We start from the raw sequence: 23,707 nt of genomic DNA on the forward strand, positions 1-23,707 counted from the left end.
CCCTCAATCATCAAGATCATATTTGCGTTCGATCTTCTTCATTTTCCAAGTGTAGTAGAAAATGAGAAGGACGAAGACGTAGATGGAACCCTGTTGGGCAAACCAGAAGCCCAGAGGATATCCGCCCAGCGAAAACTGATCGAGGAAATCACGGAACAGGATGCCTGCGCCAAATGACACGACGAACCATACCGTCATTAATGTGCAAAGCAGCCTGATATTTTCCGACCAATAGGCCTTTTCATTTGCATTGGCTTCGCCGTCCGATTCCGGATTACCCTTCGGCTCCGGAATGGATATGTCTTTGTCCGTCATGCTTATCCTCCCCTATTCTTTTTCACGTCATGGCCGGTTTCTGACCATTCTCCTGCAAGGCTAAAGAGGATGGAGAAATTTGATAGAGAGACTTTCGTCTAATAGGCGCGCGAAGAAAGCCTAGCCCTTCATAAGAACGTCTTTAAGCAACAGATTTTCGACTTTGCGGCGCGCGCATTGGGCCAGAAACAATTCACCGCAAGCAATCGCATCGGTCAGACCATCATGCGCGCGATATGCAGGGAGGCCATATTGTGAGCGTAATTTGCCGAGACGCAGACCATCTGCCGTCCGCTGCTTTGGGAACCATCGTTCCTCAAGTTGCATGGTACAAATAAACCGCCCGACAAAGGGAACGCCAAAACTCCGCAAACAGACGGTGTTCAGAAATGACTGTTCAATCGCCGCCGCGTGCGCAACAATCGCAGACCCCTTCAGCTCATCCAGCAGCAAGGCCAGAACTGCTGGCTCCAGTTGCCCGTCTGCTGCCGCATCATCGGTAATGCGGTGAATGACTACAGATGATTCCTGTAGTCGGTTATCTGCCCGAATGCGGAGTTTCTGTGCCGTTTCCAGTTTTACCGCCCGGTCAATGATGCGCACCCAGCCGGCCTCCAGCAACTGAGCGTCTTTCTCCAGCCCGTCACTTTCAAAATCAAGCGCGACCAGGGGCGTGTCATCAAGCGACACTTGCTCTGGCAACAAGACATCATAATAAGCTTCCAGCGGTGTGGATATGGCAGCCTTTTTTGCGCGCTCCCAATCCTGCGCAAAGCGCCTTTTATGGAACCAGTTCTGCCAATCCAGTTTCACTGGATCCCGCCGGCATATTTGCGGCTGATAATGTCCATATGATTACGGATTATGCGGAAAGCATCTTTCAGATGCTCCCGCTCGAACCGGGACAGTGACTTGGGTGGAAGGTTATTGGTGGGGCCCTCTCCGCGTTTGACCTGATCGGACTGATGACGGAAGCGGACGCTGCGGATAAATTCGAAGCAGTCAATGAGGTCGGAGGCCGCCTCCTCACTCAGACATTTCCGTTCGACTGCCATTTTCAGACGTTCTTTGCTGTTCACCTCTGCCAGTCCAAGCGCGAGCGCATAGACGCGGGCGATGTCGACCACAGGCGTTATCGCCTGATGCTTCAGGTCAAGCACCTCCCCTTCCTTTTCATCATGTTGCAGAAGGAAATTACGGAAGAATCCCAACGGAACCTTTGTGCTCGAAGCTGCCCGGGCGATGAAAGACAGAAAAATTCTGTTGGCGCTGCTCCATTCAAAAATCCGGGTACGGAGGGCATCGACGAGATCCTCGTCACCAGCGACGCATCGCATGTCGAAGAAAATCGTCGTGTTCAGGACATTTTCGGGATCAGGTTTGTCGATCCAGTCCCGATAGCGCGCTTTCCAGACGGCCAGCGGTTGCCGCCATTTCTCGTTGGTCGCCATAATATCGCCAGGGCAATAGACATAGCCCGCGCTGTTCAGTCCATCGCATAATAATGTGGCGAGCTGTTCGAAATAGGTCGCGTGCTTGGCGGGGTCATAGCTGTCATCAAGAATGAAACCATTGTCCTGATCTGATCCGCCAGCCTGTTCCTGCCGGGCGAGCGATCCGAAGACAACGAGAGCGTAGGGAACCGGAGGCGGCCCCAATTGTTCTTGCGCCAATTTGAGCAACTGGCGATGGGTAGTCTCTCCGATATTGGAAACAAAGCGCGCGGTATGATCAGCATCGACCCCGGACTCGATCATATTGGTCAGGACCGCACCCACGCGCTGCGCCGCTATGGCGACCGTCGCCGCATCGGGGGCTGCCTTGATCTCCGCCACCACCTGCAGGGCATTCATACCGAATCGATTGAGCAAGTCGCTGGCACTGATCACACCGACAATCCGGTTGGCGTCGTCAACGATCGGGAAATGGTGGATATTCTTCTGGGACATAACCAGCATCGCGGACAGCAAATCATCGTCCAGAGACATGGTTATCGGATCCGGAGTCATCACACTGGAAACCGTCCCATCCGGAGAAACCTCCTCACCCAATACCCGGCGGCGCAGATCCTTGTCGGTCAATATACCCGTCAGCCTGCCCTGATCGGTAATGGGCAAAGTCGAAACATCAGCCTGGGTCATCAGCTTAGCCGCATCACGGATCGTGTCGTCAGGACGGGCAGTCACCACTTGTTTGCGGCGCAGCAGGGTTTTCAGTTTCACCGCGATCATCGCCGCATCGCCGTAACCATTTTCAGATTGGCGCAGACCTTCCACCGCCCGGCGCAGCCGTTCAGCTTCATCTTTGGCAAAGAAACACTTCAATGCCGCATGCTGTTCCAGCAACTTGAGAAAATCTGTTTTGGGAAGTTGATAGATCAGGCAATCTTCCAGCGCGATCACCTTGTTGCGGGTGACTTCATGATGCAGAAGCGATGGATAACCGAAGACACCGCCTTCGCCCAACCGGTGATTAAGTTCGGTGCCACCCAATCGCAGTTCAACCGCGCCGGACCGCACGATACTCAATGCCAGATTTTCTATGCCTGCCTCGATAATCACGGTTCCGCGCGGGAAATAGCGAATTTCGATTTTGCGGGCGAGCGAAGCGATTATATCCGCCGACAGACCATCAAAGGGCGCATGTCGTTCTAGAAAAGAAATGACCTCATCAATTTCCACGGAAACCTCCTTGCGCGACATTGCATAGCAGAGAGAAGCCATCGGCTAAAGCTATGACCAACATCAACAAACCAGCACCATATTCGCGTTTGCGCCCTAACCAGACATTGAGTTGTTCCGACGAATAGCCGCAAAGGGCGCAGACATTTCCTTTCAATTTCGCGAACTCGTCCGCTTGGAGGCGATGACTGCGATTGACCGAACGAGAGTAAATCGGCGCGATAATAGAAAAAATATGAATAATTGGTGCGCCCGACAGGATTCGAACCTGTGGCCCCCAGATTAGGAATCTGATGCTCTATCCGACTGAGCTACGGGCGCGTAGTAGGACGGGTTTAGCCCCATCGGCGGGCGCATGCCACAGTCAATTTTTCGATTCGGGCGGTAAAACCGGTAAAGGCAGAGGAAGCGCTGCGATGCCCTCTTCCGCCAAATCTGCGACTTCTTCTTTTGATGCCGTGCCATGAATCGGCTTTTCGTCCGCATCGCCATAGTGGATGTCGCGCGCCCGATCAGCAAATTTATCGCCAACCCATTCGGAATTGGCCAGCATCTTTTCTTGTGCCTTGACCAATTTACCGATCATTTCCTGATATTCCGCCGGCACGGCCACCTTGTTGATGACCGGCTTTGCCACAGTCGGGGGTTCGGGCCGATCGTCCACTGTTCTGGATACGACGGGTTGCTGATTGCCTTTTCTCCCCAGGTTCGGGGCCATAACGGCCTTGGCAATATTGGCGCTGCCGCAAACCGGGCAGTCCAGCAATCCACGATGCTGTTGATCTGCATAGTCATTTGACGATCCAAACCAGCCCTCGAATCGATGCTCGCCATCGGTGCAGATCAAGTCAAAAATTATCACGAGGTTTTTACCGGCATTTCAAAGCTCTTGCGATTGGCGACAGCAGGAACGCGCGAACGCACCTCTTGTACCTTTGCCATATCCAGATCGCAAAAGCCCAGTCCTGCCCCGTCTCCCATGTCGAGCAAGATTTCGCCCCAGGGATCGACTACCATCGAGTGGCCATAAGTAGCACGGCCGTCTTCATGTCTGCCATATTGCGCCGCCGCGACAACAAAGGCACCAGCCTCGATTGCGCGAGCCCGTAGCAATATCTCCCAATGGACCTTTCCGGTGGGAACGGTAAATGCCGCCGGAACCGACAATATGTCGGCGCCAGCATTGGTCAGGGCTTCGTAAAGCGCTGGAAAACGAAGATCATAGCAAATTGACAAGCCGAGCGTTGCTTCAGGGACCGGCGCCACCACTGCATTATGGCCGCCTGCATAGGCTGAGGATTCCCGCTGCGATTCATCGGGCCCCAGATCGACGTCAAACAGATGAATCTTATCGTAGCGCGCGGTAATGTCACCCTGAGGGTTGATCAGATAGGACCGGTTTTTCCATTTTGCGCCAGGATCTCCGAGATCCCTGATTGCCAGAGAGCCAAGCTGAACCCATATCCCGGCCTTTTCCGCTTCAGACCGGACTGCCGACAGAACGACATCATCCGGTTCACTGCGGATCGCTGTTGCCGCCCGTGAACGGTCCCGATCGAGCAGCCCGCTCATCTCGGGGGTGAAAATCATTGTCGCCCCGCCCGCGGCAGCTTCAGCTATGAGCGAACAGAGCTGGTTGGCATTTTCCTCCGGAACAATGCCGCTGCTCATTTGGGCCAGCGCGATTTTCAAATCGAATCAGCCCGCCAGAAGCGCGTCGAGTTCGCCCGACCGGTCCAGGGCAGCGAGATCATCCGAACCGCCGATATGGCGGTCATCAATGAATATCTGCGGTACCGTCATTCTTCCCCCGGAGCGCTGGATCATCTCCTCGCGTTTCTTACCGCCCATGGAAATGTCCGTTTCCTCGAAACTGACATTTTTGCCTTCTAGCAAAGCTTTTGCCCGGAAGCAGAAGCCACAGGTAAATTTTGTGTATATTTCAACTTTCGACATATTTCACTCTTTCAGCCATCACCATTCAAATGGGCGGTTAGCAGCAGATTTTCAAGCAATCGCTATCACTTCAAGACACTAGCCATTTTCGATGTCGCTTATAACCCGTGCCCAGCAGAAAACGAGCACTTGTTCGGCCCCCGCTTTTTTAAGAAGGTGCGCGCAGGCATTGCTGGTCGAGCCGCTTGTGTAGACATCGTCGACCAACAAAACCAATCTCCCGGCGAGACGCGATCGGGCACCAGCACGAAGTGCGAACGCTGAAGCAACAGTTTTCCGTCGCTGCTTTCCGGACATTCCTCGCAACGGCGGGGTTACCTTGCTACGGATAATCGCGCGATAATCCATTTTGATGCCAGTTCTTTGGGCCAGCTCTCTGCCAATTAGAACCGACTGATTGAAGCCACGGCTCCAAAGCCGCCATCGATGAAGCGGCACCGCCACGATGATCGTTTTGTCTGCACATTCCGGAACGAATTTTTGCAAATGTTCAGCGATTAATCTGGCGAGCCCCAAACGAGTGCCATATTTCAGACGCATCGCGATCAACGAACTCTGATCATCATAGCGCACCACTGCCCTCACCCCATCGTGGATTGACCGCTCTGCAAGACATTTGGCACAAAGACTATCGGTCGGACGATCAAAGGCAAAGGGCAAGCCGCAGCCAGCACACCAGGGCTTTGCCAGAAAATCCAGCTGCTGCCAGCAAGACAGGCAAAAGCGATTGTCCATCTCTACTGTAACGCCACATATGGGACATCTCGGCGGCAAAGCAAAATCGGTCAGGGGCTTGAAGATAGCTGGCAAGGTCATTTGATCTTTTTGTCCAGCGCCCCTAAAGCCACAAGACCTTATGACCGATACAGTCAATGTTCCCGAAGTTTTCGACCGCAAAAGACGACGGCTTGTCCGTGACCGAGCCTATGGGCGCGCCAATGGTGAGGATTTCCTCTCTCAGATCATGGTCGAGGAGATCCTGGAACGACTGGATGTCGTGAAACGCACATTTCGACGGGCGCTGATACTCGGTTTACCGGCACACAGGCTCCGTAGCGAGCTTGAAACTCGCGGTATGACCGTCGTTATCGCTGATTCCGGCCCTCGAATGGTTCAGGCCCTCGGCGGTGTGTTATGTGATGATGACCGGCTGCCGTTCGCCGATCACAGCTTCGATCTGATAATCAATATAGGCTCGCTCGACACCATCAACGACCTGCCGGGCGCACTGGTTTTATGTCGCAGGATATTGATTCCCGACGGATTGCTGCTGGCCGCTCTGGTCAGCGCTGAAAGCTTCCCGTCGCTCAAATCAGTCATCATGGAAGCCGAGGGAGACCGTGTTTCTGCGCATATTCATCCGCAGATCGATGTGCGGACGGCTGGCGATCTTATGACACGCGCTGGCTTGACGTTGCCAGTGGCTGACAGCGACAACTTGAATCTAAGATATTCAAGCCTCCAGCGGTTGATTTCAGACATCAGAGACGTGGGGGGTAGCAATATCATGACCGGCGGCCTCTCCTCGATAAAGCGGGATATCTATCGTATCATTCAAATGCTATTCGACGCTCGAGCAAGGGCCGACGGCAAATTTCGGGAAAGCGTCACCATTACCTATCTTTGCGCGTGGGCTCCTCATCCCGACCAGCCGAAACCTGCGCGCCGGGGGAGTGGACAGATATCCCTCGCTACGACGCTGTCGGCCAATGGTGAGGACGAACCGCGTAATTAGACGGGCTCACTATAGGCTACACGACAGCTTTTGAACCAAAGGGCCGTCGGCCGGTGGCATCGGAAGTTCTTGAAGTGCATCGACCGGCAACCACTGGAGGTCCAGTGAATCCGTGCTGATAACAGGACCTCTCCATTTGCGACATATATAAAGGAGCAGGACCAGATGCTTGCTCCCGATTGCTTCGCTGGCAAAAGCAACTGGCTCGATATCCGCCTCGTCAACATCAATTTCCAACTCTTCATTTAATTCGCGAACCAATGCTGCTTCCGGCGTCTCCCCTGCCTCAACCTTTCCTCCAGGGAACTCCCAGAGGCCAGCCATAGGCTTGCCTTCAGGCCGCTTTTGCACCAGAATTCTGCCATTCTGATCGACTAGAGCAGCAGCGACGACAAACAGATATGTCGGATTTTTTTCCATGTTTTTGCGCGATGTAAGGATTTTATTAATCCCTTTCTGTGAAACAAGTCATGTTCACGACTTAGCAGAACTTTATCCGCGTTGAGAGAGACATGATTGATCTTTTGAAAAAATTATATCTCTCTGACAAGGGCGCAACGGCTGTTGAATATGGTTTGATACTGGCTCTCATTGCACTCACAGTGCTTGTGGCGATTGCCGGTGTGGCCAATAAAACTGTCGGCATGTGGGATGACGTTTCCAATCAGGTTACCGAAGTTTCATAAATAGCGCTATCACAGTTAAATGTTTTGGTAAGGTTTCTAGTCTAGGTTATTGAACATTGGATGTAAATTGGATCCAATTGGGTAAGTGAAGTTTGTCAAATCTAGGAGACCAGACATGAAATTCGTACGTAAAATGTTCAAGAATGAAGAAGGCGCAACGGCTATTGAATACGGCCTTATTGCTGCTCTGATCGCTGTTGCAGCTATCGTTGCAATGGGTCAGCTGGGTAACACCCTCAGCAACACCTTCTCTGAAGTAGACAATTCAATGGCTGGCTAATCTTCGGATTATGCAAGTTAAGAGGACGGCAGCCTTACGGCTGCCGTCTTTTTTTGTGCCTGAATGAATCAATAAGTGATGATTTTCACTTTTTGACCGGCCCGTAGCCCGTCATTAGCGCTCAACCGGTTCAGCACCAGAAACCGGTCCTGCTGATAGTTGCTGTAGGCCATGCGCGACGAAAGACTGGAAATCGTATCTCCGCTCTTCACCGTTACGACATCGACTTTACGAGATTTGATCGCGGCTGCTTCTGTTGCCGAAAGCCTGCTAATGCTCTGATACATAGGCGAGAAAACATTGGCGCTCCCTGCCGGGGCTATTGTAGCGAAATGAAACGCGTTACTTTTTGAAAATTCATAAGCGAAAACAGTCACATCAACAGGACCATTGCTACTGTCTACCCGTGCTATCGCGTAAGATGCAGGCAGCCCGTTGACCGTTGTTCTTTCGATATTGCCATAGGATATGGTTTTGCCTTCACCCGCCAGCCCCTTGAAGGCGGCATCGATATATGTTGCCATATTCCCGTTATAAGCGCCGGTGGTAAACTGCCCCTGCGCGCCAGAGCCCGTGATAGACACGGCACGCGCGCCATTTTGCATCGAGAAACCGTTAGGGACGGTGAACTTCAGCTTCAGATCACGATGCAGAAAGCTGTTGCCCTCGATCACCCCCTGTTTGGGATCATCGCCGTACAGGATACCGTCCAGATTTTGCAGGAACTGATCGCGATTGCGGACGCCGCCGGTTCTGGTCAGCTTGCTCGCATTGGTTGCTGCCCGCGACACCCTGCGCGCAGGGTCGGGGTGTGTGCTGGCCCATTCGGGTGCGCTACGGGCGTCGCGGCCCGCCGCCCGTACATCAATCGCAGATTGCGCCGCGAGCGAATATAGCATGGATGAAAGCGCCTGGGGATCATATCCCGCCGAAGCCAGATAACGAATACCCAGATCGTCGGCTTCATATTCCTGTTTGCGAGAATATTTCAGCGTCAGCAACTGGCTCCCGGTTCCAAAAATTTCCTGACCAATCCGTCCAAGAGAAGAATCCCCCAACAAAACCTGAGAGCCGATTTGGCCCAAGATCCCCAAAATGCTATTGCGCGTAGCCGCCTTCTGGCGCTTTTCACTATGCCGCGCGGCAACATGGCCAACTTCATGACCGAGAACACCAGCCATCTCCGCTTCATCGTTCATCAACGCCATCAACTGGCGGGTGAGATAAACATATCCCCCCGGAATAGCGAAAGCGTTATTCACGGGACTGTTCAGCAAAGTCACGGTAAAGTCACTGCGGGCGTTGCCAAGGCCTGATTGTACGGCAATATTCTGCCCCACACCGACGACATAGGCTACCTGTGGGCCGGTATATGCACCGCCGAATTCCTCCAGCAATTGCGGATGGGCTTCCGCGCCTTTCTGTTTTTCAGCCGCTGATATCGAGCGGGCTTCACCAGCCTGACTTCCTGCAGAATTCACGGCACCGGCGTCGGCTCCACTGCCGGTGCACGCCACCAAGGCAATAACTCCCGCGGCACTCATCAGTTTTGTTGAAAATTGTCTCATATCAAGCTCCTCATGGTCGCAGTGTATAAGAACTGATCATTCGGTAAAGAGTTCCGCATGTAAAATGACGTTTCAGCAGCTTTGGCCGACGTAGAATCTACATTTACGCGTCTAAAGCGCTCCAATTTCCAGAAATTTTTCTCGACGCAATCGCCTCAGCTCTTCGCGATCAAGTTTCTCGAGTTGTTCAAACTCTTCTACTATCGCCTTGCCCAAGGATGCGATAGCCAAAGCCGGATCGCGATGCGCGCCCCCCACAGGCTCCTGGATTATCCGTTCAATGACGCCCAGCTTCTTGAGATTTTGGGCCGTAATCTGCATGGCATCTGCAGCGACATCGGCCTTGTCACCCGTGCGCCACAGAATCGATGCGCAGCCTTCGGGAGAAATAACCGAATAGACAGCATGTTCAAACATTAACACGCGTTCTGCAGCGGCCAATGCCACAGCGCCGCCCGATCCGCCTTCGCCGACAATTATCGCCACCATCGGAACACCGAGCGAAAGGCATTTTTCAGTCGAACGGGCGATTGCCTCAGCCTGCCCTCGTTCTTCTGCCGATACGCCTGGAAATGCGCCGGACGTATCAACCAGTGTCAAAACTGGCAGCGAAAACCGGTCGGCCATGTCCATAAGGCGGATGGCCTTGCGATATCCTTCAGGCTTGCCCATTCCGAAATTATGGCGCAAGCGACTTTCCGTATCGTCACCTTTTTCATGGCCAATGACGACCAATCGACGATCTCCGAGCTTCGCAAAACCGCCAATAATGGCCTGATCATCGCCAAAGCTCCGATCACCCCCCAGTGGGATAAACTCGTCGAACAAGCCAGCGATGAAATCCTTAAAATGCGGACGCTCCGGATGACGGGCGACCTGCGTTTTTTGCCACGGCGACAATTTCCCGTAAGTGTCGCTCAACATTTTGGCTGATTTGACCTGCAGTTTCTCGATTTCCGCTTCGATATCGAGAGAGCCTTCATCGGCCGTATCCCTGAGTTCCAGAATACGGGCTTCCAGAGCGGCAATCGGTTTTTCAAAATCAAGATAAGATGTCATAAAAACGAGTTAGAACCGGACAAGCTAAACGTCAACGCGCGAGATCCAGTTGGTTCAATGGATGACGATTATTCACGAGTTCGACCAGGCGGGCGCTGTCGATATGCGTATAGATTTGCGTGGTGCTGATATCGCTATGCCCGAGCAGCATTTGCAAGGCCCGCAAGTCTGCACCGCCTTCAAGCAAATGGGTCGCGAAGGCATGTCGCAAGACATGCGGACTGATTTTTGCCGAGTCGATCCCTGCACTGGCAGCATGTTCCTTGATGATCTGGAACAATCTGATGCGGCTGATGTGACCGGTTCGCGAGGGGAAGAGCCATTTTTCCTGCGGACCAATAAATTCGGCCCACCGTCGGACAGCACTGCGAGCCTGTTGAGAAATCGGGACCAGTCGTTCCTTTTCTCCCTTTCCCTTGATGATCAAATAGGGCTTGTCGCCGGTAATTGATGAACGCTGCAAACCGACAAGTTCACTCGCCCTGAGCCCGGAACCGTAAAGCAGTTCCATTATCGCAGAAAGCCTTACCACTGAAGATTTGACCGGTTCACGCCCCAACCCCTCGGCGATCAACTGGAACAGAAGCGCGATTTCCGCGTGAGACAGGGTCTTCGGCAATGATCGAACCAGTCCGGGCCTTGGCAGAGCATCCGAAGGATCATTCTCCCGAAAGCCTTCTTCCACGAGAAAGCCAAAAAAGCGTCTCAAGCTGGACGATTTTCGCGCTACCGTGCTATTTTGTAGCTTGCGCCAGTGAGACGGCAATTTTCCGATCATCTCGCTATCGGCGCTGGACAATCGTCCACCGGTAATTACCGACGCTTGTTCCAAATCGGTTCGGTAAGCCGACAAAGTATGCTGAGATGCACCGGCTTCCGCGACGAGCATTTCCAGAAAACGTTCGATCAGATTGGCATCATCGCTCATAATATGCACGAATAGACCTCATAGCGGTCGATGCAAGGCCTATGTCCGCGTCAAGGCTTCGGCTGCAATCATACGCGCTTCTGGCTCGAGACCTACCCGTTTCAAGCTTTGCATGATGTGAAACAGATGCAGAGGCGACATCGCCTTCCAGTTTCTGCCTTGCATACCGACAGCGGCGAGCAACGCCACGGTTCCTGACTGGCCGCGTCGAGCAGCAGACTGGATTGCCCTCGTCCACTTTGTGCTGCGACCCAAGTCTAGGTCCAAATCATTTGCGAAATCATCGATCGTCTGTTGGTCAGCTTTCCCCAGACCGGCGACCGCAGCCAGCAAAAATTTGCTGCGCAGCTGCTCATCACTGCTATCATTTCCGCCAAAATCGTCCAGCGCGTCATAGGAGACGGGAACAACATTGGTCGGGGAAGCCACCGCCAATAACGCCCAACCGTCACTACCCTGATCGACAATATCAGCCCATCTAATGGCGCTGCGGTCAAGACCGGCGGAAAGCATGGAAGCGATTAAATCTGCACTCTCATCACCAAGTGCGGTTGACGGAGGGATTTTCGCCGCGGCACGAGCGGTCAATATCTTGGCCGAATATCGGGTTAGCGCGCCGTTGGACCGCCCCCACAGATCGCGCATTGCAGCCAGCCGGGATTCCGCTGTGTCGTTGGTATAAGCCTGACGCAATACCGAAGCCAGCGCCTTCCGGTCATCGCCTGTCTCGGGATCATCATATGCAGCGGCATACAGGTCGACCATCGCCTGGCTCGACATCACGCCGATCGCGGCTGCGATATCAGCCGCTTTCATGCGTGAGTCGATCGAAAGCATGGGAGCGCGAGCGCGCCAACCCTGCACATGGCGACCGGCTTGGGCATATAGACGATCCGGCGGTTCGACCCCGGTCGCTGCACCCAAACCAAAACGCCAGTTATTGAAATATTCAATATCATCCCAAAGGATGGAAACAGCCCTTCGGCCTTCGAAACCGGCTCCAATCGTCTTTTCTGCCAGCAAATAATCAATGCCGGTGGCTACCTTGTCGCGCCTCGCCTGCTGCAACAGGCTGGTCGCCCGGCTTTGTTCACCGGTAAGAGATGCGCATATCGGCCGGAACATGATCCATGTCGGTGCATCGCTAACTTGCGCGCCACCATCGACAAGGGGACAAATTCCCGCCGGATCGGCAGTTGCGAGGTGCGCCTGCATCGCGACTTCATAAAGTCGCGGTGTATAATTCCCGCCATCCACTTTCAAAACCAGCGAACGAGCAGCATCGGCTTCGCCCATGAGCAACAAGCGCCAGGCACGTTCGGCAGCCCAATCCGCCGGATTTACATTTTCGGGACTGACAACCTTGCTGAGCAAAGTGCGGCGGAGCAGTATCGAACCCCAACGGGAAATGATGGGGCCGTTCAGGTTTCTGATCAAATTGGTGAGATACTGACCGCCCTCTTTGCCGAAAGCATCATTTGGCAGGCCATCATGTTGCGGCGTCAAAACGCCGATTTCCACCATCGACCGACGTTCGCCTGCAGATAAAGTATATTGCGGCTGGAGTGCTTCATCTAGCGCGTTGAGATCGAGTTCTCCGTTTTCATCCAGCTTCAACAGCGGCATATCCGGGTTGGTTTCCGCGGTACTCCGCTCTTCAACAGCGTCGCTTGATGGATCGCTTGCCTGCGGAGTGACTGGCCGTGCTGAAACCGGACCAGGAGCAGGAGTTGGAACAGGTGCGGGCGCAGGCCTAGGCGCCGGAGCGGGTTCCCCAAATCCGGGTGGCAGTAGAGATTCCGGAGAATTCCGTCCAAGGACCGGAATCGCCACAAAAAGCGCGCCGAGGCTGACAGCGGCTAAAGATATATGCTTGATACGCATAAGCATCTTATTGCAGATCGTCACCAATTACCGGCTTTTCAACCGGCTGCAGTGGCTGTTCGACATCCATCGAGGCCAAGGCAAGCGCCGCACCAATCAGGATTGCGACAAACAAAATTAGAAAAACCAACTGACGCGGCATCAATGTGACTCAATCTTCCAAACGGTTAAAAAAACTAGCTTAGTCAGCATTGGAATTTGCACCCTTAGCCAACCCTTGTATAGCCTTTGCCCCAATGGACAAAAACATAAAAGCCTCTTTCGACAAATCAGACGGAAATTCCGGTGAAACACCAGATTTCGTGCCTGAACAATCGATTGTTCTCGTCGGATTGATGGGAGTGGGCAAAACTACGGTTGGCCGGCGCCTGGCAAAACGGCTGGGCCTTGGCTTTGTCGACGCCGACGAGGAGATCGAGCAGGCGGCTGGTCTGACCGTCGAAGAAATCTTCAGTCGTTTTGGCGAGGACTATTTCCGCGACGGAGAACGGCGCGTGATAGCGCGGCTGATCGAAGGGGAACGCCAGATTATCGCGACGGGCGGCGGCGCATTCATGAACGAGGAAACGCGAGCGCTAATCCTTGAAAAGGCCATCTCGATCTGGCTGGATGCCGATCTGGAGACGTTGGTGAAACGTGTCGCCCGGCGCAACACCAGACCATTGCTGAAATCCGGTGATCCGGCAAAGATACTGGCCGATCTGGCAGCGACCCGCAATCCCGTTTATGCCACCGCGCATATTCATGTCATGGGCAACGATTCGCCGCATGAAATTACCGTTGAAAAGATAATCGAGGCATTACAGCGTTGACCCAGATCACAGTCGAACTCGACGAACATAGTTATCCCATATTGGTTGAACCAGGCGCCCTGGAACAGGCAATGACCCATTTGCAGCAATTCGCCAGCAATCGCCGGCTTTTCATTCTGACAGACGAGAATGTGGAGGCGCATTTGCTGCCAAAATTGCAGCAAGCCTTTGCCGGATGCGGGATCGATTTGATCGTCAAAATCCTCCCTGCGGGAGAGTCGAGCAAAAGCTGGAGCCAGCTCGAACTGGTCACGGACTGGTTGCTGGCCCAAGGAATCGAGCGTTCCGACACGCTAGTGGCGCTGGGTGGCGGCGTCGTCGGTGATCTGACCGGGTTTGCGGCAGCAATTGTCAAGCGCGGCTGCGGATTCGTCCAGATACCCACCAGCCTGCTCGCACAGGTAGACAGCAGCGTCGGCGGCAAGACGGCGATCAACAGTTCTGCCGGCAAGAATCTGATCGGCAGTTTCAACCAGCCCCGCTTTGTGCTGATCGATCCGCTCGTGCTGAACAGCCTGCCGGACCGGGAATTGCGCGCCGGCTATGCCGAGGTGATCAAATATGGATTGATCAGCGACGCCAGTTTCTTCGCATGGTGCGAAGCCAATGGCAGCAAGGTCCTGAACCGCGACCCTGAAGCCCTCAGCAAAGCGATCATCCACAGCGTGCGCGCCAAAGCCCTGATCGTTGGAGAAGACGAGAAAGAGCTCAGTGGGCGACGTGCATTGCTCAATCTCGGTCACACATTTGGCCACGCGCTCGAGGCGGAAACCGGCTTCTCAAACAAGCTGGTCCACGGTGAAGCGGTCGCTGCCGGCATGGCCTTGGCATTCGGATATTCGGTGCGCCGCGGCCATTGCGATGCGACGGATGCCGAACGCGTCCGATCACATCTGCAGTCGGTTAACCTGCCCCATGATTTGGCAACCGCTTCGGTTCAGGCTTCTGGCCAGCGTCTGGTCGATCATATGATGCACGACAAGAAAATGAGCGGCGGCACCCTGCCCTTCCTGCTTGCCAACGGCATCGGCCAGTCCTTTCTGGCGCAGGACGTCGATCTGGAAGACGTTGCCGCATTTCTGGACGAGTCGACCTAAGCAGATCTGCCAATATGCAGATCAGACTTTCTTGCCGGAGTTATTCTCGAACCTGAGTTCCGCACCGGCGAGCATGTCACCACCGGACTTCATTTGCGCTTCCAGCCGGTCGCAATCGCGCTGACGGAATTCGTCATCGACGTCTTCGATCAGGCTGCTGTCCAGATCGATCGCGAACATCGTCTGGCGTGCGAGATGGATCGCCGATTCAAACATTTCGCGCTTCATCCCGACAATGCCGAGCCCCTTAAGTGCGATCAGCTGGCGGCGGTCATATACCCTGACGAACATCTTGGTTTCCGGAAAGGATTGAACGATCGCGCGCGCTTGTTCGGGACCAAAGTCCGGATCGTCCATGCAGAAAACAATAGCATCCGCTTCATGCGCTCCGGCGCGGCGCAAGAGATCGACACGGGTGCCGTCGCCATAAAAGACTTTCGCCCCGAATTGCTGGTGAACATCAATCTGGTCGGGTTTAATATCAATCAGTGTCAGCGGGATTTTTGCCGCCATCAGCATTTGCGATACGGTCTGTCCAAACCGTCCCTGTCCGACAACGATGACCGAAGCACGATCGGCGTTGCCGGGGTCTTCAAGATTGGTCGAGGACTTGCTTCCGCCGTTGCTGAAGCGCCGCGCCAGCAGCATCAGAAACGGAGTGGTTGCCATGGAAATCGTGATGATCGCACCGAAAAGGCTACTCGCTTCCGGCTCGATCAACAGCGCTTTTTCGGCCTCGGAAAACAGCACAAAGCCGAATTCCCCGCCCTGGCTGAGCAGCATGCCCATCGCCAGAGCCGGGTTGGTATCCATCCCGAACAGCTTGCCCAGTCCGAAAATAATCGCGATCTTGACCGTTACCAACGCGATGGCTGCGCCCACGATAAAGCCGGGATTTTCCATTACAACATTGACGTCCAGCATCATGCCGACCGCGAGAAAGAAGAAACCGAGCAATAAAGAGCGAAAGGGATCGATGTCGGCTTCCAGCTCGTGGCGATAGGGAGAATTGGCCAGCATAACACCGGCGATAAAGGCACCCAGAGCTGGTGACAGACCGATGAATTCCATCAGCGCAGCACCGCCGAATACAGCCACAAGACCGGCGACAATGAACAATTCGCGTTCGGCAATCCTGCCGATCACCTTCAGCAACGGCTGCAACAGATATTTGCCGGCCAGAATCAGCCCGCCGATAGCCAATATTGCGTAAAGCGCGGTTAGCCATCCTGACGGCCCGCCCTCGTCCTGTGGTGCTCGCGATAATGCCGCGATGATGGTGAGAAGCGGGATGATCGACAGGTCCTGAAACAGGAGGATCGAGAAAGCCTTCTCTCCCGTTGGCGTATTCAGTCTACCGGACGATTGCAGCATCGGAAGCACCTGCGCCGTCGAGGAGAGCGCCAGTGGCAAGCCAATCGCGATGGATGCGGCAAGGGTGAAGTTAGTTGTGGCCATGATTAGCAGGAACAGCGCTATTCCGCACAACACGACCTGGCTCATTCCGAGCCCGAAGATAGCCTGACGCAAGCGCATGAGTCGCGCCGGTGCCAGTTCCAGTCCGACGATGAAAAGCAGGAGTATGATTCCGATTTCGGAAAACTCCAGGATCGTGCCGGCGTTGCTGATCAACTGAAAGCCGTGCGGGCCGATCAATACGCCGGCGATCAGATAGCCAAGCACCGCGCCGATGCCGAAGCGCCGGAAGATCAGCACCATGACCAAGGCAGCGCCGAGCATGACAAAACCGCCCAACAGCAGGTCGGCCATATGGGTTTCAGGTTCCATGGATCAGACTGCCTCTTGCTTGGCAGCAGCGTCTGCAAATGCAGCGATCACTGCGTCATAGGGAAGTAATATCGCGGCATGGCGACCCTTGTGCTCCCGGGCGGCTGCCAACTTGTCCATATCCGGCCATTCTCCCGGCGACTCGCCTGAGCCGGTCAGAAATGCTGCCAGATTGGTTCGGACGGCACCGATATCACTGGCCGACTTGCCGATGGCTTGCGCGCCCAATATGGCAGCGGATGCCTGTCCCAGTGCGCAGGCGCTAATTTCAAAGCCCAGATCCTTTAGGCTACCGCTATCGGTAACCATCACGTCTGCCGCGACCTTGCTGCCGCATGTTTTGGATCGCAGTTCTGCGGTGCCATCCGGCTTCTCCAGCCTTTGCTGATGCGGGATAGAGACCGCAAGACGCAAAATCTCGCGCGTGTAAAGCGCCCCGCTCATTGATCCGCTACCGTCGGCTCATCGCTCGATTTCCGCTGTTCCTCAACGAAATCGACCATCGATTTTCCGCTCGCGTTAAGCAGCGGATAGGTGCGGGATTCAGCGAGCCATTCCGGCCGCGGTTCGTCCGCCCCATAGATGGTGTCATAAACCAGAACCACCAGCAAATAGAGCAAGGTGGCACCGATCAGCCCCTTGATCATGCCAAAGCCGAAGCCGAGCACGCGATCGATGGGACCGAGAACGGATTTCCGCGATTTACTGCCTATGGCTCGGGCGACCCAGCGACCCAGCGCATAAGTGACAATGACAATCGATGCGAAAGCCAGCACAGAGGCACCGCTCTCGCTGCCCACCGGACTGATCAGCCGCTCGTAAATCGGCGTGTGCAGCATCCGGACGCCGACCACTACCAATATCCAGACGAAGAGCGACAGCGCTTCCTGAACGAATCCCCTGAGGAAACCGAGGACCGCAGCCCCGCCCATTAAAATCAGTACAAATATGTCGAGACCGGTCATCGGCTCTAGCTAGTCACGCTCGAGCATATGGTCAACGAGATTGGCGAGTTTGGCAAATTGCAGCTTCTTCATACTATCGCTGCTTTTTTCGCCCGACGCCGGTATCAGCGCGCGGTCAAATCCGAGCTTCGATGCTTCTTTCAGGCGAAGCGGCGTGCGCGAGACCGGTCGAATCTCTCCGGACAGCGCAATTTCGCCGAATATCACGGCATCGCTGGGCATCGGACGTTCGGCATGGGCGGAGATCAACGCCGCCGCTACCGCCAGATCGGCGGCGGGATCGGTGAGACGATAGCCACCCGCAACATTGAGATAGACTTCAGCACCGGAGAAGCTCAGCCCGCAGCGCGCCTCCAGAACCGCGAGGATCATCGCCAGCCGCGAACTGTCCCATCCGACAACGGAACGCCGAGGGGTTGCGCCGCTCGCCAGCCGGACCGTCAGCGCCTGAATCTCAACCAGTACCGGCCGTGTGCCTTCCATCGCCGGGAAGACGGTCGCTCCGGTGACTTCCTCGCTGCGATCGGTCAGGAACAGGGCGGATGGATTGGCCACTTCGGTGAGGCCTTTCTCTTCCATCGCAAAAACACCGATTTCGTCAGTCCCGCCGAAGCGGTTCTTGATCGCGCGAAGGATGCGATATTGATGGCTGCGCTCGCCCTCGAAACTCATCACGGTGTCGACCATATGTTCGAGCACGCGCGGACCAGCGATATTGCCATCCTTGGTGACATGGCCGACGAGCATGACCATCGTGCCATGTTCCTTGGCAAACTTGATGATTTCCTGCGCCGAGGCGCGCACCTGGCTCACGGTCCCCGGCGCGCCTTCGATCAGATCGCTGTGCATGGTCTGGATCGAATCGATCACGACAAAATCCGGCGCATCGCGGCCCAATGTCGTGAGAATATCGCGGACAGAAGTTGCAGATGCCAGTTTAACCGGTGCCTTGCCCAGCCCCAGACGCCTCGCCCGCAAACGTACCTGATCCGCCGCTTCCTCGCCGGAAATATAGGCCACCGAAAGCCCCGCCTCGGCCAAGCGCGCAGAAACTTGCAGCAACAATGTCGATTTCCCGATTCCCGGATCGCCGCCCATGAGCGTCGCCGATCCGGCCACCAGCCCGCCACCGACGGCGCGATCAAATTCGGCGATGCCGGTCTTTTTGCGGTCCGGCAGCGCGATCTCGCTATCCAGCCCGACCAGACGCACTTCGCGTCCGCCGGTCTGCAGATTATGCTTGGAAGCAAACACCGTTTCGCCCGCTTCCTCCACGAGCGTATTCCACTCGCCACAATCACCGCACTGCCCTTCCCAGCGATGCGCGATCGAGCCGCAATTCTGACAGACATATTTTTTCTTCGGTTTGGCCATGCGGTTTATCTACCAGAACAAATAAGGAACGCCAGTGGTTTTACATCAAAAATTACAACAGGGTCACACGGGTCACACCCCCTAAATGAGAAAATGATTCCAGGTTGAGAGGGCGCGCGCGAAGACACGAGCAAGATCGCTCTTGCTCGTGTGATCAGGGTGATGCCGGTTCATGGCTCTGGTTTAGCAGAGAGGTGCTGGTGTAGGAAAGCGAGTTTGAAATGGAAAAGCGAGAGGCGTATCGAACGACTTCGCTCCACAATTACTAAGCAACGCATTACAGGTTGCGCCCTCCCCGCCATCCTGTAGTTAAAAGCCATGCGGCAGAAAGAACTCAGACTGGCCTTGATCTGCTATGGCGGCGTAAGTCTGGCCATTTATATGCACGGCATCACCAAGGAAATCTGGAAGCTGGCGCAGGCAAGCCGGGATTTTCACGATGGCGCGCGGGTCGACCAGTGCAGTCGCGGCATCTATTATGACATATTGGAATGGCTGGAGCAGGAAACCGGCACGAGGCTCCGGATCTTGCCGGACATTATTTCCGGAGCGAGCGCTGGCGGAATCAACGGGATATTCCTGTCGCAGGCGATCCTGTCGGGCCAGTCGCTCGATCCGCTGACCGACTTGTGGCTTGATACCGCCGATGTCGACAAGCTGCTCGATCCCGATGCGCGACCTTTGTCGCGTTTCTCCAAATTCTGGGCCGAGCCGATTGCCTGGATGGCGCTGGGCCGCAAGGGCGGTGCGGTGGAGCAGACCGTATCCAAGGAAGCCCGCGAAGAGGTCAAGATGAAACTCTCGCGCTTTGTCCGCGCGCGCTGGTTTGCCCCGCCCTTCGGCGGCAAGGTGTTCAGCGGCCTGATCTGGGATGCGCTGGCAGCAGTCCGGGCGACGGAACGCGGGCCGCGGCTGTTGCCGCCGGGCCAGCCGCTCGACCTGTTCGTCACGGTTACCGATTTTGTCGGCCATCCGGAAAAGCTGCAATTGCACAGCCCGCCCGAAGCGCTCGAGATGGAGCATCGCATCACCATCGGTTTCTCGACCCGAGGCAAGAGAGATGACGCGATTGCCGATCCGGCGGCCCTGACCTTTGCCGGCCGGGCCACCGCCAGTTTCCCGGGCGCTTTCCCACCCTTCACGGTGCGGGAGCTGGACGGGCTGTTGGCCGAGCATGACTATGTCTGGGAGGGCCGTTCGGCCTTTCTCAAGCGGATATTGCCCAACCAGTTTCGGGCCGGAACAGCGGAGGATACGGTGCTGATCGACGGTTCGGTCCTTGCAAACGCACCCTTTGCCCAAGCGATCGAGGCTTTGAAGAACCGGCCGGCGAAACGCGAAGTCGACCGACGGTTCGTTTATATCGACCCGCGCCCCGATCTCGACGTAGCGAAAAGCGACAAGGCAACGCAGCGCCTGCAAGCGGCACAGGAAGCCGACGATGAAGCGCTGCCCGGTTTCTTTTCTACGATTTTCGGAGCGATCTCGAATATTCCCCGCGAACAGCCGATCCGCGACAATCTCAACGCCATTGCCGGACGATCGAACCGGATCACCCAGATGCGGCTGATCACCGAGAATTTGCGCGGCGAAGTCGAGCAACATGTCGAGAGCCTGTTCGGACGCACCTTCTTCCTCGACCGGCCCACGCCAGCACGGGTGGCCGCCTGGCGCCGCAAGTCGCGCGACAAGGCGGCCAAGCTTTCGGGGTTTTCCTACAGCGCCTATGGCCATCTCAAGCTGGCGACGGTGATCGAGGATATTGCGCATACGGTGCGGCGGGCCAAATCCGATCCCAACGGACATAATCACCCCGGCTTGCGCAACGCATTATGGACGGAGATACGCCGCCTCGGCCTCGACAATGTCGGGCAGAAGAGCGGCGGACCGACCAAGCCGGCAGCCGAGTTCTTCCGGCAGCACGACCTGGGCTTCCGGGTACGGCGGCTGCGCTTTATGGCGCGGCAGCTTGCCGAGGATCTCGACCGCGCCGATCCGGCCGCTGCCGAGGTAATGGAGGGTATGCATGATGTCATCTATGACTGCCTTTCGCTTTATATCGAGCGCGAGACGATCGACTATCTCGGCGATGATTTCGTCAGCCTTGCCGAACATGCAGAGGAGCAGCCCGGGGCCATGCTGGATGCGCTGGCCAAGGCCCGCGATCTGACCTCGGCCGACGCGATTGTCGATGCCAAGCTGGCCGCGGCGCTGGCCGTGATACCCAAGGCGGAGAAGCGGTCGATGCTGCTCGCTTTCCTCGGCTTCCCTTTCTACGACATCGCCACCCTGCCGCTGCTGCAGGGCGAAGGGCTCGACGAATTCGACCCGATCAAGGTCGACCGCATTTCGCCCGAAGATGCCAAGACGATCCGCAAAGGCGGCGTGGCGGCGACATTAAAAGGCATTGAATTCAACAATTTCGGCGCCTTTTTCAGCCGCAGCTACCGCGAGAATGATTATCTCTGGGGCCGCCTGCACGGCGCCGACCGGATGATCGATATCATGCTCTCCACCCTGCCCGAGTCCAAGCGCCCCGGCGATGACACGATCCTCGGATTCAAGAAAACCATCTTCCGCAAGATCGTCGATGAAGAGGAGCCCCGGCTGACCAGGGTCAAGCCGCTGATTGCCGCCTTGCGCGAGGAGATCGAGGCCGCGACTCTCTGCTAGTGGGCATGGCCTTCCGCGTGATCCGGCTTTTGCAAGCTCTTGTAGACCGCCTCGACAAAGGCATCGCCCTTGATGAAGGCATCGGGATTGACGTCCCATTGCGCCGCCGGTTTCATCGCCTGCACCGCTTCCAGTGACTTGCCTTCACCCTGTGCATTTTCGACTGCGCCGATGACCGTTTTCAACATATCGCGATAGGCGATCAGATCGGCCTTGGTCGCCATTGGTCCATGACCGGGGATGATCTTGGTGTCGTCATTCACCATGGTCAGCACCTTTTCTGCCGCCGCCAGCACGCCACGCACATTGCCGCCGCTGTTCAGGTCAATGAAGGGCAAACTCATCTTGTGGAAGAACAGATCGCCCATATGAACAACATTAGCCTTTTTCCAGAAGATGATGCTGTCGCCGTCGGTGTGGCCATGTTTCATATGTCTGACCTGCACTTCGTCGCCATTCAGGTGAAGCTTGATCCCGTCATGATAGGTCACCGTCGGCAAGGCCTCGACCGGTGATGCCGGATCATTGCCCCGTCCCGACTTCTGGATGCCCAGCATCCGTTCGCGGACATGGTCATGCGCCATGATCAGCGCACCGGCCTTGCCGAAATTCTCGTTTCCGCCGCTATGATCGCCGTGCCAGTGTGTGTTGATCAGATATGTGACCGGCTCTGCACCAAGGTCAGCGATCGCAGCCTGGATTTTCGGCGTCAGTGGCGCAAACTGGTCGTCGATCAGCACGGTTCCGTCGGGCCCGTAGGAAATACCGATATTGCCGCCTGCCCCGAAGAGAACAGCCACTCCATCGGCCAGTGGTTCCGCCTCGATCTCGACATTCGCGAAACGGTCGGTTTCCTGGGCATGGGCCTGACTGACGGGGAAGAGGGGCAATGGAGAAGCCGCTAGCAAAAGGGCAGCGAAAGTTCTGGATATCGGTTTTGACATGGGAAGGGTCTCCTGTTTTTTTCTCGTCCGGTCGGTGGTTTCAGGGAGCTATCGCTTACCCCAATTCCATCGGTTTAGGCCCCAGCCTTCGCTGGGGTGACAATTTATTCTTGCGACTTATCACTGATACGCACCAGTCGCTATCCCTTGGCAAAAAACATCAGGTTGACCAGCCGGCCATCCTGCCGCGTTTTGCCGAACGCGGCACCACTATTATGGAACATCCAGGGACTGAACAGAATCAACCGGTTGAAACGCATCGGCACGGTCATAACCTTCGCCCATTTTGCCGGATGGTTGGTGTCCTTGTTGACCACATCCTCGATCAGCGCATTAATATCGGAATAGCCGGCTTTCGTGATCCCCGGCATATCTGTCGGCACCCGCTCAAGCCCGGTACGCTTGTGGCGGAAGAACTCGGTCCCGCCTTTGCAATGCTCAGGCAGCGACAGATAAAGAATGCCTGAATAAAAGGCCGGATCAATGTGCACGCCACTGCGCCCCTGATCGCCTTTCAGAGTGACACGGCAATGCAAGTGGCTGGTATTCGGTGCAGCCTTGACCGGAGCGTTGATCATGCCGGAAATCCGCTCGTTCAGACCCTGGATATCCAGCGGTCTGGTCGAGATACGGCCCGGATAATTACCTTGCTTGTTTTGCGGATCATAATCGAGCGCCAATGCAGCGTCGCGCGCCGCCACCGGGTCCGAGATAAAATTGTCGAGGATGAGCAGCGAAGGCAGCATCAAAAAACTCTCCGACGATACGGAAAGATAATCATCGCGGCAAAACCGCGGAACAATATCTGGTCCCCGCCGTTCATATTACGCGCCGATAATCTGATGAACTTTACAAACTTTACACTGTTAAAGGAAAAAAACCTGCCTTCATTTTCAGCGTCAAAAATGCCCCCCAAGCAACTGGCAAGGCGAGACAAATATTGAGAAGCTAGCAGATCAGAC

25 protein-coding genes and 1 tRNA gene are annotated in these 23,707 nt (G+C 55.5%); 6 read left to right on the forward strand and 20 right to left on the reverse strand.

Annotated features, from left to right (window positions below):
* Positions 1 to 3: 3 nt before the first annotated feature.
* The 8 genes from ACWFTY_RS13130 to ACWFTY_RS13165 all read right to left on the reverse strand — a co-directional run bounded on the left by ACWFTY_RS13130 (position 4) and on the right by ACWFTY_RS13165 (position 5,768).
* Positions 4 to 315, reverse strand: a complete 312-nt coding sequence (locus tag ACWFTY_RS13130) for a DUF4212 domain-containing protein (protein WP_447524639.1) — start codon at positions 313 to 315, stop codon at positions 4 to 6.
* Between the two features lie 120 nt (positions 316 to 435).
* Positions 436 to 1,128 carry an exonuclease domain-containing protein gene (locus ACWFTY_RS13135; RefSeq protein WP_447524640.1) on the reverse strand — a complete coding sequence of 231 codons (693 nt, stop codon included), beginning with the start codon at positions 1,126 to 1,128 and terminating at the stop codon, positions 436 to 438.
* Positions 1,125 to 2,996, reverse strand: coding sequence for a DUF294 nucleotidyltransferase-like domain-containing protein (locus ACWFTY_RS13140; protein ID WP_447524641.1), 1,872 nt, complete (start codon positions 2,994 to 2,996; stop codon positions 1,125 to 1,127). The genes ACWFTY_RS13135 and ACWFTY_RS13140 overlap by 4 nt, the downstream gene beginning before the upstream one ends.
* A 244-nt stretch (positions 2,997 to 3,240) precedes the next feature.
* Positions 3,241 to 3,317, reverse strand: a tRNA-Arg gene (locus ACWFTY_RS13145).
* Between the two features lie 43 nt (positions 3,318 to 3,360).
* Positions 3,361 to 3,858 carry a DUF1178 family protein gene (locus tag ACWFTY_RS13150; protein ID WP_447524642.1) on the reverse strand — a complete coding sequence of 166 codons (498 nt, stop codon included), beginning with the start codon at positions 3,856 to 3,858 and terminating at the stop codon, positions 3,361 to 3,363.
* Positions 3,855 to 4,688, reverse strand: coding sequence for a carbon-nitrogen hydrolase family protein (locus ACWFTY_RS13155; RefSeq protein ID WP_447524643.1), 834 nt, complete (start codon positions 4,686 to 4,688; stop codon positions 3,855 to 3,857). The genes ACWFTY_RS13150 and ACWFTY_RS13155 overlap by 4 nt, the downstream gene beginning before the upstream one ends.
* Before the next feature lie 6 nt (positions 4,689 to 4,694).
* Positions 4,695 to 4,952 carry a glutaredoxin 3 gene (grxC, locus tag ACWFTY_RS13160; RefSeq protein WP_447524644.1) on the reverse strand — a complete coding sequence of 86 codons (258 nt, stop codon included), beginning with the start codon at positions 4,950 to 4,952 and terminating at the stop codon, positions 4,695 to 4,697.
* 78 nt (positions 4,953 to 5,030) lie between these two features.
* Positions 5,031 to 5,768 (reverse strand): ComF family protein, encoded by a 738-nt coding sequence (locus tag ACWFTY_RS13165; RefSeq protein ID WP_447524645.1) that lies wholly within the window; start codon positions 5,766 to 5,768, stop codon positions 5,031 to 5,033.
* Between the two features lie 40 nt (positions 5,769 to 5,808).
* Between ACWFTY_RS13165 and ACWFTY_RS13170 the strand changes: the two genes are divergently transcribed.
* Positions 5,809 to 6,687, forward strand: a complete 879-nt coding sequence (locus ACWFTY_RS13170) for a methyltransferase domain-containing protein (RefSeq protein ID WP_447524646.1) — start codon at positions 5,809 to 5,811, stop codon at positions 6,685 to 6,687.
* Between the two features lie 9 nt (positions 6,688 to 6,696).
* Here the strand turns inward: ACWFTY_RS13170 and ACWFTY_RS13175 are convergent, their stop codons facing one another.
* Entirely contained in the window at positions 6,697 to 7,107 is a 411-nt protein-coding gene (locus tag ACWFTY_RS13175; RefSeq protein ID WP_447524647.1) for a (deoxy)nucleoside triphosphate pyrophosphohydrolase, read from the reverse strand.
* A gap of 92 nt (positions 7,108 to 7,199) precedes the next feature.
* On the opposite strand from ACWFTY_RS13175, the gene ACWFTY_RS13180 reads away from it, so the two are divergent.
* Both ACWFTY_RS13180 and ACWFTY_RS13185 read left to right on the forward strand, forming a co-directional pair.
* On the forward strand, positions 7,200 to 7,373 hold the full coding sequence (locus ACWFTY_RS13180) for a Flp family type IVb pilin (RefSeq protein WP_447524648.1): 174 nt from the start codon (positions 7,200 to 7,202) through the stop codon (positions 7,371 to 7,373).
* A gap of 115 nt (positions 7,374 to 7,488) precedes the next feature.
* Positions 7,489 to 7,653, forward strand: a complete 165-nt coding sequence (locus tag ACWFTY_RS13185) for a Flp family type IVb pilin (protein WP_089131894.1) — start codon at positions 7,489 to 7,491, stop codon at positions 7,651 to 7,653.
* A 68-nt stretch (positions 7,654 to 7,721) separates the two neighbouring features.
* Here ACWFTY_RS13185 and ACWFTY_RS13190 read toward each other — a convergent pair whose 3' ends face one another.
* The 5 genes from ACWFTY_RS13190 to ACWFTY_RS13210 form a co-directional block, all read right to left on the reverse strand.
* Positions 7,722 to 9,221 (reverse strand): M48 family metalloprotease, encoded by a 1,500-nt coding sequence (locus ACWFTY_RS13190; protein WP_447524649.1) that lies wholly within the window; start codon positions 9,219 to 9,221, stop codon positions 7,722 to 7,724.
* A 111-nt stretch (positions 9,222 to 9,332) separates the two neighbouring features.
* Complete coding sequence (locus ACWFTY_RS13195; RefSeq protein ID WP_447524650.1) at positions 9,333 to 10,280, reverse strand: acetyl-CoA carboxylase carboxyltransferase subunit alpha; 948 nt, start codon at positions 10,278 to 10,280, stop codon at positions 9,333 to 9,335.
* Between the two features lie 31 nt (positions 10,281 to 10,311).
* A complete protein-coding gene (locus tag ACWFTY_RS13200) occupies positions 10,312 to 11,208 on the reverse strand; it encodes a tyrosine recombinase (RefSeq protein ID WP_447524651.1) in 897 nt (298 codons plus the stop codon).
* A gap of 39 nt (positions 11,209 to 11,247) precedes the next feature.
* Positions 11,248 to 12,834, reverse strand: a complete 1,587-nt coding sequence (locus ACWFTY_RS13205) for a hypothetical protein (protein WP_447524652.1) — start codon at positions 12,832 to 12,834, stop codon at positions 11,248 to 11,250.
* A 265-nt stretch (positions 12,835 to 13,099) separates the two neighbouring features.
* Positions 13,100 to 13,234 carry a hypothetical protein gene (locus ACWFTY_RS13210; RefSeq protein ID WP_276308585.1) on the reverse strand — a complete coding sequence of 45 codons (135 nt, stop codon included), beginning with the start codon at positions 13,232 to 13,234 and terminating at the stop codon, positions 13,100 to 13,102.
* Between the two features lie 94 nt (positions 13,235 to 13,328).
* Between ACWFTY_RS13210 and ACWFTY_RS13215 the strand changes: the two genes are divergently transcribed.
* Both ACWFTY_RS13215 and aroB read left to right on the forward strand, forming a co-directional pair.
* The gene (locus ACWFTY_RS13215; RefSeq protein ID WP_447524653.1) at positions 13,329 to 13,904 is read left to right on the forward strand and encodes a shikimate kinase; all 576 of its coding nucleotides are present in this window, start codon (positions 13,329 to 13,331) and stop codon (positions 13,902 to 13,904) included.
* Positions 13,901 to 15,001 carry a 3-dehydroquinate synthase gene (gene aroB / locus ACWFTY_RS13220; protein ID WP_447524654.1) on the forward strand — a complete coding sequence of 367 codons (1,101 nt, stop codon included), beginning with the start codon at positions 13,901 to 13,903 and terminating at the stop codon, positions 14,999 to 15,001. The genes ACWFTY_RS13215 and aroB overlap by 4 nt, the downstream gene beginning before the upstream one ends.
* Before the next feature lie 21 nt (positions 15,002 to 15,022).
* Here the strand turns inward: aroB and ACWFTY_RS13225 are convergent, their stop codons facing one another.
* From ACWFTY_RS13225 to radA, 4 genes are read right to left on the reverse strand one after another with little or no spacing between them, the layout of a single operon-like run.
* Complete coding sequence (locus ACWFTY_RS13225) at positions 15,023 to 16,789, reverse strand: monovalent cation:proton antiporter-2 (CPA2) family protein (protein ID WP_447524655.1); 1,767 nt, start codon at positions 16,787 to 16,789, stop codon at positions 15,023 to 15,025.
* Positions 16,790 to 16,792: 3 nt separating this feature from the next.
* Positions 16,793 to 17,233: an iron-sulfur cluster assembly scaffold protein gene (locus tag ACWFTY_RS13230; RefSeq protein ID WP_447524656.1), complete on the reverse strand. Its 441-nt coding sequence runs from the start codon at positions 17,231 to 17,233 to the stop codon at positions 16,793 to 16,795.
* Positions 17,230 to 17,754 carry a CvpA family protein gene (locus ACWFTY_RS13235; protein ID WP_447524657.1) on the reverse strand — a complete coding sequence of 175 codons (525 nt, stop codon included), beginning with the start codon at positions 17,752 to 17,754 and terminating at the stop codon, positions 17,230 to 17,232. The genes ACWFTY_RS13230 and ACWFTY_RS13235 overlap by 4 nt, the downstream gene beginning before the upstream one ends.
* Before the next feature lie 9 nt (positions 17,755 to 17,763).
* Positions 17,764 to 19,128 carry a DNA repair protein RadA gene (gene radA / locus ACWFTY_RS13240; RefSeq protein WP_447524658.1) on the reverse strand — a complete coding sequence of 455 codons (1,365 nt, stop codon included), beginning with the start codon at positions 19,126 to 19,128 and terminating at the stop codon, positions 17,764 to 17,766.
* A 318-nt stretch (positions 19,129 to 19,446) separates the two neighbouring features.
* On the opposite strand from radA, the gene ACWFTY_RS13245 reads away from it, so the two are divergent.
* A complete protein-coding gene (locus ACWFTY_RS13245) occupies positions 19,447 to 21,801 on the forward strand; it encodes a patatin-like protein (RefSeq protein ID WP_447524659.1) in 2,355 nt (784 codons plus the stop codon).
* Here the strand turns inward: ACWFTY_RS13245 and ACWFTY_RS13250 are convergent.
* Both ACWFTY_RS13250 and ACWFTY_RS13255 read right to left on the reverse strand, forming a co-directional pair.
* Positions 21,798 to 22,745 carry an MBL fold metallo-hydrolase gene (locus tag ACWFTY_RS13250; RefSeq protein WP_447524660.1) on the reverse strand — a complete coding sequence of 316 codons (948 nt, stop codon included), beginning with the start codon at positions 22,743 to 22,745 and terminating at the stop codon, positions 21,798 to 21,800. The two genes, ACWFTY_RS13245 and ACWFTY_RS13250, sit on opposite strands and share 4 nt — an antisense overlap.
* Positions 22,746 to 22,885: 140 nt before the next feature.
* On the reverse strand, positions 22,886 to 23,491 hold the full coding sequence (locus tag ACWFTY_RS13255) for a DUF6445 family protein (RefSeq protein WP_447524661.1): 606 nt from the start codon (positions 23,489 to 23,491) through the stop codon (positions 22,886 to 22,888).
* Positions 23,492 to 23,707 lie beyond the last annotated feature (216 nt).

It is taken from the genome of Parasphingorhabdus sp. NYA22 (assembly GCF_976973735.1).

What these genes read in the sequence shown, in the direction of transcription:
- ACWFTY_RS13215 (WP_447524653.1), top strand. Translation starts at nt 13,329, where the DNA reads ATGGACAAAAACATAAAAGCCTCTTTCGACAAATCAGACGGAAATTCC.
- ACWFTY_RS13190 (WP_447524649.1), bottom strand. Translation starts at nt 9,221, where the DNA reads ATGAGACAATTTTCAACAAAACTGATGAGTGCCGCGGGAGTTATTGCC.
- ACWFTY_RS13230 (WP_447524656.1), bottom strand. Translation starts at nt 17,233, where the DNA reads ATGAGCGGGGCGCTTTACACGCGCGAGATTTTGCGTCTTGCGGTCTCT.
- ACWFTY_RS13200 (WP_447524651.1), bottom strand. Translation starts at nt 11,208, where the DNA reads ATGAGCGATGATGCCAATCTGATCGAACGTTTTCTGGAAATGCTCGTC.
- grxC (WP_447524644.1), bottom strand. Translation starts at nt 4,952, where the DNA reads ATGTCGAAAGTTGAAATATACACAAAATTTACCTGTGGCTTCTGCTTC.
- ACWFTY_RS13245 (WP_447524659.1), top strand. Translation starts at nt 19,447, where the DNA reads ATGCGGCAGAAAGAACTCAGACTGGCCTTGATCTGCTATGGCGGCGTA.
- ACWFTY_RS13195 (WP_447524650.1), bottom strand. Translation starts at nt 10,280, where the DNA reads ATGACATCTTATCTTGATTTTGAAAAACCGATTGCCGCTCTGGAAGCC.
- ACWFTY_RS13130 (WP_447524639.1), bottom strand. Translation starts at nt 315, where the DNA reads ATGACGGACAAAGACATATCCATTCCGGAGCCGAAGGGTAATCCGGAA.
- ACWFTY_RS13180 (WP_447524648.1), top strand. Translation starts at nt 7,200, where the DNA reads ATGATTGATCTTTTGAAAAAATTATATCTCTCTGACAAGGGCGCAACG.
- ACWFTY_RS13170 (WP_447524646.1), top strand. Translation starts at nt 5,809, where the DNA reads ATGACCGATACAGTCAATGTTCCCGAAGTTTTCGACCGCAAAAGACGA.
- ACWFTY_RS13235 (WP_447524657.1), bottom strand. Translation starts at nt 17,754, where the DNA reads ATGACCGGTCTCGACATATTTGTACTGATTTTAATGGGCGGGGCTGCG.
- ACWFTY_RS13250 (WP_447524660.1), bottom strand. Translation starts at nt 22,745, where the DNA reads ATGTCAAAACCGATATCCAGAACTTTCGCTGCCCTTTTGCTAGCGGCT.
- ACWFTY_RS13165 (WP_447524645.1), bottom strand. Translation starts at nt 5,768, where the DNA reads ATGACCTTGCCAGCTATCTTCAAGCCCCTGACCGATTTTGCTTTGCCG.
- ACWFTY_RS13210 (WP_276308585.1), bottom strand. Translation starts at nt 13,234, where the DNA reads ATGCCGCGTCAGTTGGTTTTTCTAATTTTGTTTGTCGCAATCCTGATT.
- ACWFTY_RS13185 (WP_089131894.1), top strand. Translation starts at nt 7,489, where the DNA reads ATGAAATTCGTACGTAAAATGTTCAAGAATGAAGAAGGCGCAACGGCT.
- ACWFTY_RS13255 (WP_447524661.1), bottom strand. Translation starts at nt 23,491, where the DNA reads ATGCTGCCTTCGCTGCTCATCCTCGACAATTTTATCTCGGACCCGGTG.
- ACWFTY_RS13225 (WP_447524655.1), bottom strand. Translation starts at nt 16,789, where the DNA reads ATGGAACCTGAAACCCATATGGCCGACCTGCTGTTGGGCGGTTTTGTC.
- radA (WP_447524658.1), bottom strand. Translation starts at nt 19,128, where the DNA reads ATGGCCAAACCGAAGAAAAAATATGTCTGTCAGAATTGCGGCTCGATC.
- ACWFTY_RS13205 (WP_447524652.1), bottom strand. Translation starts at nt 12,834, where the DNA reads ATGCCGCTGTTGAAGCTGGATGAAAACGGAGAACTCGATCTCAACGCG.
- ACWFTY_RS13175 (WP_447524647.1), bottom strand. Translation starts at nt 7,107, where the DNA reads ATGGAAAAAAATCCGACATATCTGTTTGTCGTCGCTGCTGCTCTAGTC.